This window comes from Thiomonas sp. SCN 64-16, from assembly GCF_001725585.1.
GTDB classification, from domain to species: domain Bacteria; phylum Pseudomonadota; class Gammaproteobacteria; order Burkholderiales; family Burkholderiaceae_C; genus Thiomonas; species Thiomonas arsenitoxydans.
Window position 1 is genome coordinate 18,003 of sequence record NZ_MEGQ01000016.1, and the last position, 14,514, is coordinate 32,516.

Genomic DNA, 14,514 nt, shown 5'->3' on the forward strand with positions numbered 1-14,514 from the left:
CAGCGACGCACCATGATCGCCCTGCTTCAAGCCATGAACTGGCTGCCCGGCGCCGACGCCTCAACAGCGGCTGGCCGCAGGGCGGCTGGTCTGCGACATTGGGTATCGCGCCTCGGTCTGCTGCTCGCCGCCGCCGTATTCATCGCACTCTGGGCCTATCCGCTGCTGGGCTTTCTGCTCTCGGCGGCGATGCCGCATCTGCTGCAAGGCGACCTGCGGCCCACACTTGAACCCATGCTTCACGCCGTGCAGGGCTATGAACTCCACGCCCTGTTCAACTCGCTGTGGGTGGCGCTTACCGTGGGCGCTGCGGCGCTGCCGTTCGGTCTGTGGCTGGCCTGGCTGCGCGAACGCACCGATCTGCACGGACGTGGCTGGATCGAGGCCGGGGTGTGGCTGCTGCTGATCTTCCCCGACTTCTTCCTCGCCTCGGGATGGATGCTGCTGGCCGCGCCCATCGGCCCGCTGGCCGCATGGCCCGCGGCGCTGCATGCGGCGCAATGGCTGCTCGGGCCGGTGGGCATCGTCATCACTCTGGCGCTCAAGGTCGTGCCCTATGTGTTTCTGGTGGCGCAAGGCAGCCTGCGCCACACCAGCGCGGCACAGCAGGAGGCGGCGCGCGTGCATGGCCTGTCCAGGCTGTGGCGGCTGCGGCTCGGGCTCAACGCCCTGCTGCCCGCGCTGGCAGCCGGGTTTGCCATCGCTTACGCCGAATCGCTGCGCAACTTCGCGGTGGTGGCCACGCTGGGTGCGAGTAGCGGTTTCACCATGGGCACGTATGCCATCTATCAGGCGGTCAACGGCATGCCGCTGAACTTTCCGCTGGCCGCGGCCACGTCCTGGCTGCTGCTCGGGCTGGTGATTCCCGCGCTCATCCTGCAGAACCGCGTGGGGCAACGCGCCAGCCAGCACCAGACCCTGGGCGCCAAGCACCGCCCCGCCGCGCGGGTGCGGCTGCGGGCCAGCCATCAGTTGCTGCACGGCGTTTTGCTGATCGCGCTGGGCCTGTTCGCCCTGGCGCTGCCCAGCTTCGCCGCACTGGGCGTGGCCTGGCCCAAGGCGGGCTGGATGCAGATTGCCGCGTCACTGCCGCCGCTGCTTGCCGCCATCGGCTATTCGCTGCAACTGGCGCTGGTGGCCGCCAGCCTGACGGTGGGCATCGCCCTGCCGATTGCCTGGATGATCGCCCGCCCCGGTCGCGTGGGCCGCCTGCTCGACGTGGCCTTGCTGGCAATGATGGCGTTGCCGCTCATCGTGCTGGCCGCCGCCTATCTGCAGGCCTACAACCAGCCTTACGCGCCGCTGTATGGCGGCAGTCTGCTGCTGGGCATGGCCTATGTGGCGCTGGCCGTGCCCGCCACCAGCCGCGTGCTCATGGGGCCGGTGGCGCAGTTGCACCGCTCACTGGCCGACGCGGCGCGGGTGCATGGACTGTCGCGCTGGCAAACCCTGCGCCATATTCATTTACCGCTGTTGTCCGGCGCCTTGTTCTATGGCTGGCTGCTGGCGGTGCTGTCGATTGCCTTCGAGCTGCCGGCCTCTGAGTTGCTCTACCCCGCCGGGCATCCGCCACTGGCCGTGGCGCTGCTGCAATACGCCGGGGGTTTCCAGTTGCATCAGCAGGCACGGCTGCAGGTGCTGGGCATGGCGGTGCTGCTGGCCTTCGCGCTGCTGGCGCGCTGGGTCTATCAGCGCTTCACCCCCGTGGCTTGGCGCCAACTCGGCGCCCACTGAACCATGACCCTGCTCCACATCGATTCGGCGCGCAAGCGCTTCGGCGGCACCACCGCGCTGCACGACCTCAGCCTGCAACTGCAGGAAGGCGAGATCCTTTGTCTGCTCGGCCCCTCCGGCTCGGGCAAAACCACGCTGCTGCGCCTGGTGGCCGGACTGGAGCGGCTCGATGGCGGCAGCATGCGCCTGGGCGCCACCGTGATCGACGCCGCGGGCGGCCCCTTTCTGCCGCCAGAGCAGCGCCAGCTCGGCATGGTGTTCCAGGACTATGCGCTGTGGCCGCACTTGAGCGCCCTCGACAACGTCGCCCTGCCGCTGCACCGCCTGGGCCGCGACAAGTCGCGCGAGCAAGCCCGCGCCATGCTGGCCGATGTGGGCCTGGCCGATCTGGCCGAGCGATATCCGCACGCCCTCTCCGGCGGGCAGCAGCAGCGCGTGGCGCTGGCCCGCGCGCTCGCGGTGCGGCCTCGGCTGCTGTTATGCGACGAACCGCTGTCCAACCTCGACGCCGGGCTGCGCGAAGAACTGCGCGATCTCATCGGCAGCGTGGTGCGCGAGCACGGCATCAGCGCGCTCTACATCACCCACGACCACCGCGAAGCCCTGGCCCTGGCCGACCGCGTGGGGGTGATGGCGCAAGGCCGCCTGCTGCAGCTCAGCAGCCCGCGCGCCCTGTTGCGCCAGCCGTCAACCGAGTTCGTCGCCCACTTCACCGGGGCGCATGGGCCGTGGCCAGCGCAGCTGCGTGCCGGGCGCTTGCATGCGCCTTGGGGTGAGGTGTGTGCCCCGCCGCAATGCAAGGCGCTGGCCGATGGGCCGCTCTGCCTGTATTTGCGCACCACGGCGCTGCACCTCCCCCATGCCCGCGTCAACCAGGACGCTCTGCTGTGGCCGGTGCAAGCCCGGGTGCTCAGTCGCCTCACCGTGGGCGAGCACACCGAATTGCGCATCGACCTGCACGGCGTGACTCTGCGCCTGCCTGTGCCCGATGACCTTGCGCCTGCTGCGGGCAGTACCGTCTCCTTGCGCATCGCCGCCGAGCAAACCCTGTTCTACCCCACCATGAATCCCACACGCAAAACAACGACAGAGGAACTCACCTGATGAACGCAACCCAATGGGGCGGTATGACCGCCATTTTCCTGGCCTCCGCCGTCGAGTGGGTGGAAGCCTTCACCATCGTGCTTGCCGTGGCGCTGACCATCGGCTGGGCCCGCGCCGCCGGAGCAGCCGCCGCCGCATTGGCGGTGGTGGCCGCGCTCATCGTCGTCACCGGCACGGCGCTGAATGTGGTGCAGGCCGACATCGACCTCATCCGCGCTGCCATCGGCCTGTTTCTGCTGCTGTTCGGTCTGCGCTGGTACGTCAAAGCCATCCGCCGCTACGCCGGACGCACCAAGCTGCACGACGAAGCCAAGGAATTTGCCGAAACCCGCCACAAAATCGACCACGCCGAAGCCCGCGTCGCCTGGGCCGTGGCCTTCAAGGGCGTGCTGCTCGAAGGGCTGGAAGTCTGGCTGCTGGTGGTGGCGCTGGGCCGCTCCATCAGCTACGGACAGGCGGCGGGCAGCGCGGTGGCCGCCTTGCTCGCCGTCATCGCGATGGGCCTGGTGCTGCGCGCACCGCTGACCAAAGTGCCTGAGAACACCCTCAAGTTCACCGTGGCCTGCGCCCTGCTCGCCTTCGGCACTTTCTGGAGCCTTGGCGGCCTGCTCGACGAAGCCAAAGTGTGGCCACTGGGCGATGCCACGCTGCTCTTGCTGTTCGCCGTTTATGTCGTCGCGGGCCGCCTGTCTGCATTCAAGCTGCGCGTACCGCAACTCACCCCCCAAGGAGCCCGCGCATGAAAAAAGTCTTGCAACTCATCTTCGGCGACGCCCGCAATGTGGCCTCGGTGGCCGTGGCCGTGGCGCTGGCCTGGGGCGCCGCGCAATGGCAGCCTGCAGCCAGCGGCTGGGTGCTAGTAGCCGCACTGATCGCTGCGACGTTCTGGCAGGCAGTCTGAGCGGACTCAGCCCCGATGCAAGGTCTTACTTCGCCTTTTTCGGCCTGCCGGTCTTGATGGCGGGCACGGCCTCCAACGCGGCCAGCAAGGCGGCATCGTTGAGCGCGGCCAGCACGGCAATGCCGGCGCGCAGCACTTCGCTTTTTTTCGCAGGACGCGTCAGCTTGACCAGACGATCCTTAATCGCATCGAGCATCTCGTACTCAGCGCGAGGAATGGTGAAACTGTCGCGCACCAGTTTGATCTTGGGCGGTTTGCTCAAGGCGGCAGGCGCGGACGTTGATTTCTCTGCCTTGGCGACTGCCGTCTTGCGTGCGGGCGCCTTGACGGTGGGTTTAGTCGCCCCCTTGGCAGCGCCCTTGGCTACCACATGAGGGGTCGCCCGCTTCGCGGCGGTCTTTTGCGGCGTGGCGGGCTTGGCGGTTTTGCGTGGCGCGGAAGCGGGCGCTCGTGCGGGCACGACGGCGGATTTAGTGACTTTGGCGGACGGGTTGGATTTGGCAACAGGCATGGTGGCCTCCTTCAATGAAAATAGAATAAACAGTTTATACCGTTTTTCCAAAACCGCAATTTCGCGCAGGCGATGCCTCTTGTCTGACACAAATGGTCACCTCTTTTTTTGATCTTGACACGCCCGTGACGCTGTTCCTGCCTATGTTCAACAGCGACTTGTTCAACGCCAAATTCAATGACCAGAGGTCTACACGATGACTCGTCCTTCCCCCCCTTACCCATCCCTCCTTGTGTTCGGCGCCCTTAGCCTGTCCCAGAGCGTCCTCGCGGCTCAAGCGCCAAGTGCGCTCCTGCCCAGCGGCCGCCTGCTCACCCCGGCAGGACAAATCGTTGAAACCCCGAACTTCCCCACCCAGATCGCCCTCAGCGACGGCCATGTGGCCGTGCTCACGGGAGGGGCGAGCAAACAACAAAACGTGCTGCGTTTCGCTGCCGAGACCCTGCAGCCCGAAGGCCGGGTGGGTGCCCTTTTTGCCAAGGACAAAAAGCATGCAGCACCCGGAGCGACGGTCGCACAGGGCGATCAGAATGGCGGCAAAGCCGATGACGGCGAGCAAATCATCAAGGGCCAAAGCCTGTTTCAGGGGCTGGCCGCGGGGCCTGACGGCACGCTCTACGCCACGGGCGGCAATAGCGACGACCTTCTGGCCCTCGGCTCGTCTGGCAACGGCCCGCTGCGTCTGCTTCGCCGTTATCGCTTGCAGTGGCAGCCCTTCCCGCGGGATCAATACCCCTATCAATATGCCGGCGACTGGCAGCAGACCCGTCACTTCTATCCCGACAGCGTGGTCATCGGCCCGCACGGGCGGCACGCCTATGTGACCGGGATGCTGGCCAACAGTCTGGCGCGCATCGACCTGCAGACTGGGGTGACCCACTATCTCAACGTGGGCAGCTACCCCTTCGCCGTCACTTTGGCCGATGGCGGCAAACGGCTGGTGGTGAGCAACTGGGGCGGCAATGGCGTCACCATCATCGACCGCGCGGCCTGGAAGGTGCTGGGCGCAGTGCCCACAGGCCCGGTGCTCGGCCCGCGCAGCGGCGCAGCCGGCGCCCATCCCACCGCGCTGGCGGCGCAACCCGACTCACCGAACGTCTGGGTGGCCGACGCCAACCTCGACCGCCTCGTCGCGGTGAACACACAGACCCTCAAAGTCGTGCGGGTGATCGACGACAGCCCCTACCCCGGCGCGCCGCCCGGCTCTTACCCGGACGCACTGGCGGTGTCGCAAGGCAAGTTGTTCGTGGCCAACGCCGGCAACAACGATGTCGCGGTGTACGACCTCGCCAGTGGCAAACGCCTCGCCCTCATTCCGACGGCTTGGTATCCCACAGCGGTGACGGTACAGGGCAACGCCCTGTACGTTGCCAGCGCCAAGGGCATGGGTGGCGGGCCGAATATCCACCATCAATGGGTGGGCAATTTCATGCAGGGCGTGCTGCAACGCATCGACCTGCGCGAGCTGCCCATACACGCCCCGGCCTGGACGCAAGCTGCCTTGTCGAACAACGGCTTCAGCGCCGCGCAGCGTCGGCAACTGGCGTCCGAAAACGCCAAAGCCGCAGCCTGGTTGCACGGCCACATCCAGCATGTCGTGTTCATCCTGCGCGAGAACAAGACCTTTGACGAAGACTTCGGCAAATACGCTGCGGCGGGTCATTGGGCCGACCCTGCGCTCAACCTCTACGGCCCGCGCGAACTGCCCAACCTCTATCGCATGGCCGACCTGGGCGCGCTGTTCGTCAATTTCTACGCCGATGGCGAAGTGACCTCGCAAGGCCATCAATGGACGACCGCCGGATCAGACTCCGACTTCCTTCAGCGCACCTGGCCGTTGTACTACTCCGACCGCGGCTACATCGCCAATTCGGGTTGGACGCAGTCGCTCGCCCCCGGCGCCAGCGATGCGCGCAACCCTTATGCGATCTACAAAAATCTCTCCGCGCTCGGGCATTGGAGCAACCCCTGGATCACCTACCCGGCGCGGCTGTTTCTGTTCAACGATCTGCTCGCGCACAAGGTGAGTTTCGAAGACTTTGGGGAGTTTGCCTCGCGCAACAAAATCGGCGACATCTCGCCTGCACTGCGCGCCCATCTGGCCATGGACTACCCGGCCTGGGATCGCCTCATCCTCGACACCGACCGCGCCAAAGTCGTGGACAACTGGCTGCGCCATCACCCCCTGCCGCGCGTGCTCTATATCTGGCTGCCCGACGACCACACCGCCGGCCGCCATCCCTGCCTGCCCAGCCCGGACAGCTATGTGGCCAACAACGATGAAGCCACCGCGCAGGTCATCCACAGCCTGTCCAAACTGCCGGGTTGGAAGCACACCCTGGTGCTGCTGACCGAGGACGACGCGCAGTCGGGCGCCGATCACATCGACGCCCACCGCACCTTCGCCGTCGCCGCCGGGCCGTGGGTCAAGCCTGGCGTGCGGGTCACGCAGCATCTCTCGCAGGTCGATCTGCTGCGCACCATCGAAACCGTGGCCGACATTCCGCCGATGTCCCAATGGGACGCCAACGCCCATGTGCTTTCCGGCATCTGGCGCAGCACGCCCGATGCCGCGCCCTACCCCGTGCTGCCGTCTCTAGTGCCGATGCAGCGCAACCCCGGCGTCTGCCCAGCCGACGCCCCTTTTCGCGCACTGCCTGAAGTCGTGGTGCCGGGTGTCGGCCAGGTGGCCCAGAGCGCACCGCCCCCTGCTCACCGCTATACCCCGACCGCATTGCTCAAGGTTTCCGGCCCCGAGCAGATGCGGCAGGAATGGCTGGCCAGCCGAGGCCCAGCGGCCTACGCCGCCATGCTTGCGCATGTGCAAGCCCTGGCCAAAGCACAGCGGCGACCTGCCTCCAGCCTGATTGCCGGTCAAGACGACGACTGAAATCGATGCACCCCAAAAGGCATTTAAACCCATCTCACCAGGCCCCGAAAGGGGCCTTTTTCATGGCAAGAAATCCCGCGTCTGCAGAAAAACAACGTCATCGTTCTGACACATGAATTCAACAGATTTTCACATCGTGTCTCAAAAATGACGAGTTCTTTTCCCCCTTCTGCAACCACCATGAAACCCGCTGTGCATTGCCCATCACAAAACCCACTCAAGCGATCAAACCTCAAGCTCACCGTCGCCCTCGCGCTGGCTTTTGGCGCCGCAGCGCAAGCCCACGCGCAAACCAGTCTGGGCGAAGTGCAGGCGCAAGGACAGACCAGCGCCACAAAGCCGGGGGACGGCTTTTTCCTGAAAGCGCCATCGGGCACGGTAACCTCCATCCCCGAAAGCCAGCTCAACACCATCCAGCAGTTCAACCCTGAGGCCACACAGGCCCAAACCGAAATCACTGCCGGCCAGTTTCAGTCGCTCGACCCCACCGACTCGTTCACCCGCGGGCTGGAAAACATGCCCAATGTGGTCGTCACTAGCGATGGCGACAGCATGAACGGCGACACGGTGTACATCAACGGCTTCGGACAGAATCTCATCAACTGGACACTCGACGGCATACCGCTGAACGACAACGACAGCTACGCCTTCTACACCAACGAGTTCATCCACACGCGCCTGATCGCGGGGACGCGATATTTTCCGGGAGCCGCTTCAGCCGCCATTCCGGGCTTGGCCGCATTTGGCGGCTCGGTCGAGACCTATTCGCTGAACCCGAGCGCCAAACCTTCTGTTTCCCTGCTCGGCGGATACGGCTCCTTCGGCAAATACAACTTCGGCACCCTGGTCAACTCCGGGCTGCTCGGCGCCAATAGCGGCGCCCCGACTTCATTGTGGTTCTACGCGAACAAAACCCACAGCGACGGCTATTTCGACAACACGCCCAGCGACCAGAAGCAATACCTGTTCAAGAGCGTGACCCAACTCGGCACCGGCGCGCTGACCCTGTTCTACACCCAGAACAACCAGAAGTTCAATTACTACGGCGGTTGCACCAAGGCCGACTACGCCAAATATGGCGACACCTGCAACGTCTACCGCGGCGACCCGGTCGTCAATGGCAAACAAAACGGTCTCTCGCCCACCTACAACTACAACCAATATCAAAACTGGCTGACCTATGCCAAATACGAAGCCACCTTCGGCAAGGTCACCGTCTCCAACCAGCTTTATTACTACCGGGGCAACGGCTACGGCGGCGGCGCTTACACCAACAGCACCTACAACCTGCTGCAGCCCAATGGGGTGTATGGCTCGGTCAAAGCGCCAGTGGGCGGCCTGTTCATGTCGCATGGCATCAACGACACCCGGCGCTGGGGCAATATTTTCAAGCTGACCACGCCCATTACCGACAACCTGGGGCTGGAAGCTGGCATCTGGTTCAACAAGAACGACACCACGCACGACCAGCAGTTCATCAGCAGCACCACGGGCCAGTATCTGGGTTCGGTGTACAAGGAACCGGTCTCGACCAAGCTCTACGAGCCCTATTTCAACTTTACCTTCAAGCCCACCGACCGCCTGACCCTGCAGGCCGGACTGAAATACCTCAAGACTGAGCGCGACTTCATCGACTATGCGGCAGTCGCCAAATCCAAGGGTACTGCGGGGCAGTACAGCTCCAGCTTCTCGACCACCATGCCCTCTCTCGGCGTGAACTACAAGCTGGCACAGGGCATCAACGTTTACTCCAACTACACCCGCAACAGCAATCCGCCGCAATACAACCAGTACTACACCGGCACCTACAACCCCGATCTTGCCCCGCAGAAGGCCACGACCTACGACGCTGGCGTGATCTACGACTTCGGCATGTGGAGCGGCGGCGTGGATGTATTCCGCGTCAACTTCGACGACTACATCCAGAGTTTCAGCTACACGCCGCCTGGCGCCACCCAGTCCATCTCCATTCTGGCCAACGTGGGCAAGGCTGTGAATGAGGGCATCGCCTGGCAGAACAATTTCCAGATCGACAAAAACTGGTCGGCCTACGCCAACCTGGGGCTGCTCAACGCGCAGTTCACCTCGGCCAAGGTGCCCATGCCGTATTCGCCACACTCCACGATGGCGCTGGGCGGCATCTACACCGTCGGCCCGTGGCGAGCCAAGCTGGGCGTGCGCCACACCAGCGAGGCCTACTGGACGGACTTCAAGTCCCCCATTCCGGCGCACACCATCGCCGATGCCTCGCTGCGCTACACCTGGAAGGGCGGCGACACGGTGCGCGGCTTGGGTCTGCAAAAAGTCAGCGTAGGCTTCAACGTGAACAATCTGTTCGACAAGCGCTACATCACCAAATACAGCACCGGCTTTCCGGGCAGCGCCAAAGACCCGCTCATCAAATACAACCTGCCACGCAGCTACTACCTCAGCCTGGAGGCGCAGTTCTGATGGGCGCGGCGCCGAAGACCGCGTTGATCCCTCCGACCCGCCGCGCATTCTTGCGGGGCGGTCTGGTGACTTCCGCGCTGCTGGCCACCGGGCAATGGCCCTTTCCTGCAGCCTGGGCTGAACCAGCCGCCCCCGGCGTGCTCTACGCCGGGCCGATGCAGGGCTATGTGGCTGCACGCTCTGCCCTCATCTGGGTGCAGACGCCCGGCGCAGCCGAAGTGGCGTTGGAGTATGCCCCAGAGAATCAGCCCGGCGAGAAAAAGCGCTCCGCGTCGGTTCGCACCGATGCGGCAGGGCAGTTCTGCGCTCATCTGGTCATGGACGATCTCTCTCCCGGCACGCGCTACCGTGCTGTGGCCTGGGTCAATGGCAAACCGGCTGCGAATCGCACCCTCGTCGTGCGCACGCAGCCCATCTGGCAGTTTCGTTCACCGCCGCCCGATGTCACCCTCCTGACGGGTTCTTGCGCGTATCTGAACGACCCGCTATTCGATCGGCCGGGCCAGCCCTATGGCGGCGGCTACGAAATTTATGAGCCGATGACGCAGGAAGGCGCCGATCTGATGGTGTGGCTGGGCGACAACCTCTATTACCGCGAGGTGGATTGTCAGAGCCCGCAAGGCATGGCGCTGCGCTACCGCCAACAGCGCGGCTTCGCTCCGCTGGATGCGTTTTTACGCTCAACCCCGCAAGTGGCGATCTGGGACGACCATGATTACGGCCCGAACGACAGCGATGCGAGTTTCGAGTTCAAGAACGCCTCGCTCGATCTGTTCAAAACCTATTGGGCCAACCCGACGTATGGCGTTGGCGACGTCGCCGGAGTGTTCACCAAGACCAGCATCGCCGATGCCGATATTTTTCTGCTCGATGATCGTTGGTGGCGCAGCGCAGACGCCACCAGCCCGGGTGACCGCGGCAAGGTGATGTTCGGCCCGGCGCAGATGCGCTGGCTGCGCAACGCCCTGCTGTCCTCGCGCGCCCGCTTCAAGATCGTCGCCGCTGGCGGCCAGTTTTTCAACGACGACGACGCTTACGAGGGCTGGAACCAGTTTCCCGAAGAACGCGCCGCATTTCTCGGCTGGCTGCAGCAATACCGCATCCCCGGCTTGCTGTTTCTCTCGGGAGACCGGCACATCACCGAGCTGATCCGGTATCCGCGTCCGGCCTACGGCGGCAAGCGCGACTATCCGCTGGTGGAGTTCACCTGCTCGCCGCTGAATTCCAGGCCGGCCAAAGGCGACGGCAATCCCAACCGCGTACCCGGCACGCTAGTCGCTGAGCGCAACTACGGCGTGCTCAAATTCAGCGGCGAGGGCAAGGAGCGGCGGCTGGAGCTGCAAGCCAAGAACGTCGGCGGCAAGCTGCTGTGGTCGCACACCCTGGCGCTGGCCGACCTGGGCTGGAGCTAGAGCGTACATTCGCTGCCCACCGACGCCTCACCACGACGCCTCGCGCTCCGGGGTGGCGCTGATGCGGTGGATGGAGAGGTCGGCGCCGTTGAATTCCTCTTCGGCGTCGAGGCGGATGCCGAGGGTCTTTTTCAGCACGCCATAGACCACGAAGCCGCCGATCAGGGCCACTGTGATGCCCATCAGCGTGCCGACGATCTGCGAGGCCAGCGACACCCCGCCCAGCCCGCCCAGCGCCTTCATGCCGAAAATGCCCGCGGCAATGCCGCCCCAGGTGCCACACAGGCCGTGCAGCGGCCACACCCCCAGCACGTCGTCGATCTTCCAGCGGTTTTGCGTCAGGGTGAACATCCAGACGAACAGCGCCCCGGCCACCGCGCCGACCACCAGCGCGCCCAGCGGGTGCATCACGTCTGAACCCGCGCACACCGCCACCAAACCGGCCAGCGGCCCGTTGTGCAGAAAGCCAGGGTCGTTTTTGCCCGCGGCCAGCGCCGCCAGGGTGCCGCCCACCATCGCCATGAGCGAGTTCACCGCCACCAGACCGCTGATCTGGTCGAGCTTTTGCGCGCTCATCACATTGAAGCCGAACCAGCCCACGATCAGTATCCACGAACCCAGCGCCAGGAATGGGATGGACGAGGGCGGATGCGCCGACATCTGCCCGTTGGCGTGATAGCGGCCGCGACGCGGCCCGAGCAAGAGCACGGCGGGCAGCGCGATCCAGCCGCCCATCGCATGCACCACTACCGAGCCGGCGAAATCGTGAAAGGGCGCGCCGAAAGTGGACTGCAACCATGCCTGAATGCCCAGATTGCCGTGCCACACAATGCCCTCGAAAAACGGGTAGATAAAGGCGACGATGGTGAAGGTGGCGATGAGCTGGGGCCAGAACTTGGCGCGCTCGGCAATGCCGCCGGAAATGATGGCCGGAATGGCCGCGGCGAAGGTCAGCAAAAAGAAGAACCGGGTCAACTCGTAGCCATGATCGCGGGTGAGCACGTCATCGCCCACGAGAAAATGATGACCGTAGGCGATGCCGTAGCCGAGCAGAAAGTAGGCAATCGCCGAGACGGAAAAGTCGGTGATGATTTTGGAGAGCGCGTTGACCTGGTTTTTCTTGCGCACCGTGCCCAGCTCAAGAAAGGCGAACCCGGCGTGCATGGCGAGCACCAGAATGGCGCCGAGAAGGATGAACAACACATTTCCACTGGAGGCGTCTTGCACGATTGGGGTTCCTGATAAGAGTTAGGTAGATACAGCAAACTTCGTGCCCATAAATGGCGCACGGTGCCCCTGTTGGGTTCACAACCGCTCACAAACTGCGCATTTTCGGTGCATGACAGGGCTTGGTTCGCACCATATCAAGGCGTTGCGCACCGTATTCGGGCGCATCGATCAGAGCAGCCGCTTGCTTAGAATGGCGGGCTCGTTGTTCCTCCTGCGGTTTCCATTCGAGAACGTCCATGCCTTTCAAAGTCAAACCTTACGTTTCTGAAGTGACGCATTTCATCCAGGATCTGAAGCACAGCGATCCGCAGCTTGAGGCCAAGCAAAAAGAAGGGCGTGCCCGGCTTTGGGACAAACCGCAGAACCCCGAGCTGACCCGGGAATTCCAGGCGGCCCGCGTGCCGCAGAAAGCCTACGTTTACGGCAGTCACTGAAGTCGCCCCGAGCGTGGCGAGCTTCGCTGCAAGCCATTCCATGACCGCCGCGCCCGGCGACGCCGCGCTGATGTCTCCGGCGGTGGACAGCACCCCGGCCACGGTCGACGGCATGGCGGTCGCGCGGCTGTACGGCGAGCCGCTGTTCGAGCTGCCGCAAGACCTCTACATCCCGCCCGATGCGCTCGAAGTCTTTCTCGAAGCCTTCGAAGGGCCGATGGATCTGCTGCTCTACCTTATCCGCAAGCAGAACTTCAACATCCTCGACATTCCGCTGGCGCAGGTCACGGCGCAGTATCTGAGCTATGTCGAGCAAATCCGCCGACACAATCTGGAGCTGGCCGCCGAGTATTTGCTGATGGCGGCCATGCTCATCGAGATCAAGTCGCGCATGTTGCTGCCGCGGCCGCCCACCGAGCCCGGCGCCGAGCCCGAAGATCCCCGCGCCGAACTCGTGCGCCGGCTCTTGGAATACGAACGCTTCAAGCTCGCTGCGCAGCAGCTCGACGCCCTGCCCGTGCTCGGACGCGACTTCTGGCGTGCGCAAGCGCTGTTCGACCGTGACGCCGCACCGCGCCTGCCCGACGTGACGGCCGACGAACTACAACAGGCGTGGAGCGACATTCTCAAGCGCGCCAAGTTGCATACTCACCACAAGATCACCCGCGAGCAACTTTCGGTGCGCGATTACATGAGCCGCGTGCTACGCCAGTTGCAAGGCAAGCGCTTCCTCGAATTTCACGAACTGTTCGACCCCGCACAGGGCGTGCCCGTCGCCGTGGTCACGCTGGTGGCGCTACTCGAACTCACCCGGGAAGCGCTGGTGGAAATCACCCAGGCCGAAGCCTTCGCCCCTCTGTATGTGCGGCTGGCTTACACCCCAAGTTGATGCGCAGGCCAGAAATCGAACGCTCGTTCGCAAAAACCAACCCGGCGCGGGCATAATGCCCCGGTTTCCACCTGAGCTCAAGCCATGTCAGCAGACTCTCCCGCGCCCTACGGCGCTGCGCCCCGCAGTGATAGCGCTCCGCGCAAACCGCTCACCCTGCACCGCCTGCGCGCCATGCGTGAGGCCGACGAAAAAATCGCCATGCTCACCGCTTACGACGCGGCCAGCGCCAGCTTGCTCGACGCTGCCGGGGTGGATTGCCTGCTGGTGGGCGACTCGCTGGGCATGGTGATGCAGGGTCACGGCTCCACCCTGCCCGTCACGCTCGAACAAATGGTCTATCACACGCAGTGCGTGGCGCGCGGCAATCGCAGCGCCTGGCTCATTGCCGATCTGCCCTTCGGCAGCTACCAGGGTGGAGTCGAGCAAGCCGTGGCCAGCAGCGTGGCGCTAATGCAGGCCGGTGCGCAGATGGTCAAGCTCGAAGGCGGCGGCTGGACCGCGCCCGTCATCGCCGCCCTCGTGGAGCGCGGCATTCCCGTCTGCGCCCACCTCGGCCTCACGCCGCAGAGTGTGCATGCGCTCGGCGGCTACCGCATTCAGGGCCGCGACGCGCAATCGGCCGACACCCTGCGCCGTCATGCGGCCGAAGTCGGCGCTGCGGGCGCGGCCATGCTGGTGCTCGAACTCGTGCCCTCCGATGTGGCAGCGCAGATCAGCGCGGCCTATCCCGGCATCACCATCGGCATCGGCGCGGGCGCGCGCACCCATGGCCAAGTGCTGGTGCTGCACGACATGCTCGACATCACCCGCGGCCCCAAACCGCGCTTCGTGCGCAACTTCATGCAGGGCGCGCCCAGCCTTCTCGACGCCGTGCGCGGCTATGTCGACGCCGTCAAACAAGGCACCTTCCCCGACGAAGCCCTGCACGGCTATACCGCCTGATTCTTCCTCCCGC

The 14,514-nt window shown here is 64.4% G+C and carries 12 protein-coding genes; 10 read left to right on the top strand and 2 right to left on the bottom strand.

Features of this window, described 5'->3' with window-relative positions:
* The first annotated feature begins 12 nt into the window (after positions 1–12).
* From ABT24_RS06090 to ABT24_RS06105, 4 genes are read left to right on the top strand one after another with little or no spacing between them, the layout of a single operon-like run.
* Positions 13–1,734: an ABC transporter permease gene (locus tag ABT24_RS06090; protein ID WP_276727414.1), complete on the top strand. Its 1,722-nt coding sequence runs from the start codon at positions 13–15 to the stop codon at positions 1,732–1,734.
* Between the two features lie 3 nt (positions 1,735–1,737).
* On the top strand, positions 1,738–2,838 hold the full coding sequence (locus ABT24_RS06095; protein ID WP_276727417.1) for an ABC transporter ATP-binding protein: 1,101 nt from the start codon (positions 1,738–1,740) through the stop codon (positions 2,836–2,838).
* Positions 2,838–3,581, top strand: coding sequence for a COG4280 domain-containing protein (locus tag ABT24_RS06100; protein ID WP_276727420.1), 744 nt, complete (start codon positions 2,838–2,840; stop codon positions 3,579–3,581). Before ABT24_RS06095 ends, ABT24_RS06100 begins: the two co-directional genes overlap by 1 nt.
* Positions 3,578–3,739, top strand: a complete 162-nt coding sequence (locus tag ABT24_RS06105; protein ID WP_172979059.1) for a hypothetical protein — start codon at positions 3,578–3,580, stop codon at positions 3,737–3,739. Before ABT24_RS06100 ends, ABT24_RS06105 begins: the two co-directional genes overlap by 4 nt.
* A gap of 25 nt (positions 3,740–3,764) precedes the next feature.
* On the opposite strand, the gene ABT24_RS06110 is transcribed toward ABT24_RS06105, so the two are convergent.
* On the bottom strand, positions 3,765–4,250 hold the full coding sequence (locus ABT24_RS06110) for a hypothetical protein (protein ID WP_276727422.1): 486 nt from the start codon (positions 4,248–4,250) through the stop codon (positions 3,765–3,767).
* A 196-nt stretch (positions 4,251–4,446) separates the two neighbouring features.
* On the opposite strand from ABT24_RS06110, the gene ABT24_RS06115 reads away from it, so the two are divergent.
* The 3 genes from ABT24_RS06115 (at position 4,447) to ABT24_RS06125 (ending at position 11,003) form a co-directional block, all read left to right on the top strand.
* Positions 4,447–7,140, top strand: coding sequence for a bifunctional YncE family protein/alkaline phosphatase family protein (locus ABT24_RS06115; RefSeq protein WP_276727424.1), 2,694 nt, complete (start codon positions 4,447–4,449; stop codon positions 7,138–7,140).
* 180 nt (positions 7,141–7,320) lie between these two features.
* Positions 7,321–9,591 (top strand): TonB-dependent receptor, encoded by a 2,271-nt coding sequence (locus ABT24_RS06120; RefSeq protein ID WP_286737521.1) that lies wholly within the window; start codon positions 7,321–7,323, stop codon positions 9,589–9,591.
* 23 nt (positions 9,592–9,614) lie between these two features.
* The gene (locus tag ABT24_RS06125; protein WP_276727429.1) at positions 9,615–11,003 is read left to right on the top strand and encodes an alkaline phosphatase D family protein; all 1,389 of its coding nucleotides are present in this window, start codon (positions 9,615–9,617) and stop codon (positions 11,001–11,003) included.
* A gap of 27 nt (positions 11,004–11,030) precedes the next feature.
* Here ABT24_RS06125 and ABT24_RS06130 read toward each other — a convergent pair whose 3' ends face one another.
* Positions 11,031–12,230: an ammonium transporter gene (locus ABT24_RS06130; protein ID WP_286737523.1), complete on the bottom strand. Its 1,200-nt coding sequence runs from the start codon at positions 12,228–12,230 to the stop codon at positions 11,031–11,033.
* A gap of 239 nt (positions 12,231–12,469) precedes the next feature.
* On the opposite strand from ABT24_RS06130, the gene ABT24_RS06135 reads away from it, so the two are divergent.
* The 3 genes from ABT24_RS06135 to panB all read left to right on the top strand — a co-directional run bounded on the left by ABT24_RS06135 (position 12,470) and on the right by panB (position 14,501).
* Entirely contained in the window at positions 12,470–12,667 is a 198-nt protein-coding gene (locus tag ABT24_RS06135; protein ID WP_013105261.1) for a DUF3460 family protein, read from the top strand.
* A 40-nt stretch (positions 12,668–12,707) separates the two neighbouring features.
* Complete coding sequence (locus tag ABT24_RS06140) at positions 12,708–13,556, top strand: segregation and condensation protein A (RefSeq protein ID WP_276727432.1); 849 nt, start codon at positions 12,708–12,710, stop codon at positions 13,554–13,556.
* Between the two features lie 84 nt (positions 13,557–13,640).
* Positions 13,641–14,501: a 3-methyl-2-oxobutanoate hydroxymethyltransferase gene (gene panB, locus ABT24_RS06145; protein WP_276727435.1), complete on the top strand. Its 861-nt coding sequence runs from the start codon at positions 13,641–13,643 to the stop codon at positions 14,499–14,501.
* The last annotated feature ends 13 nt before the right edge of the window (positions 14,502–14,514 follow it).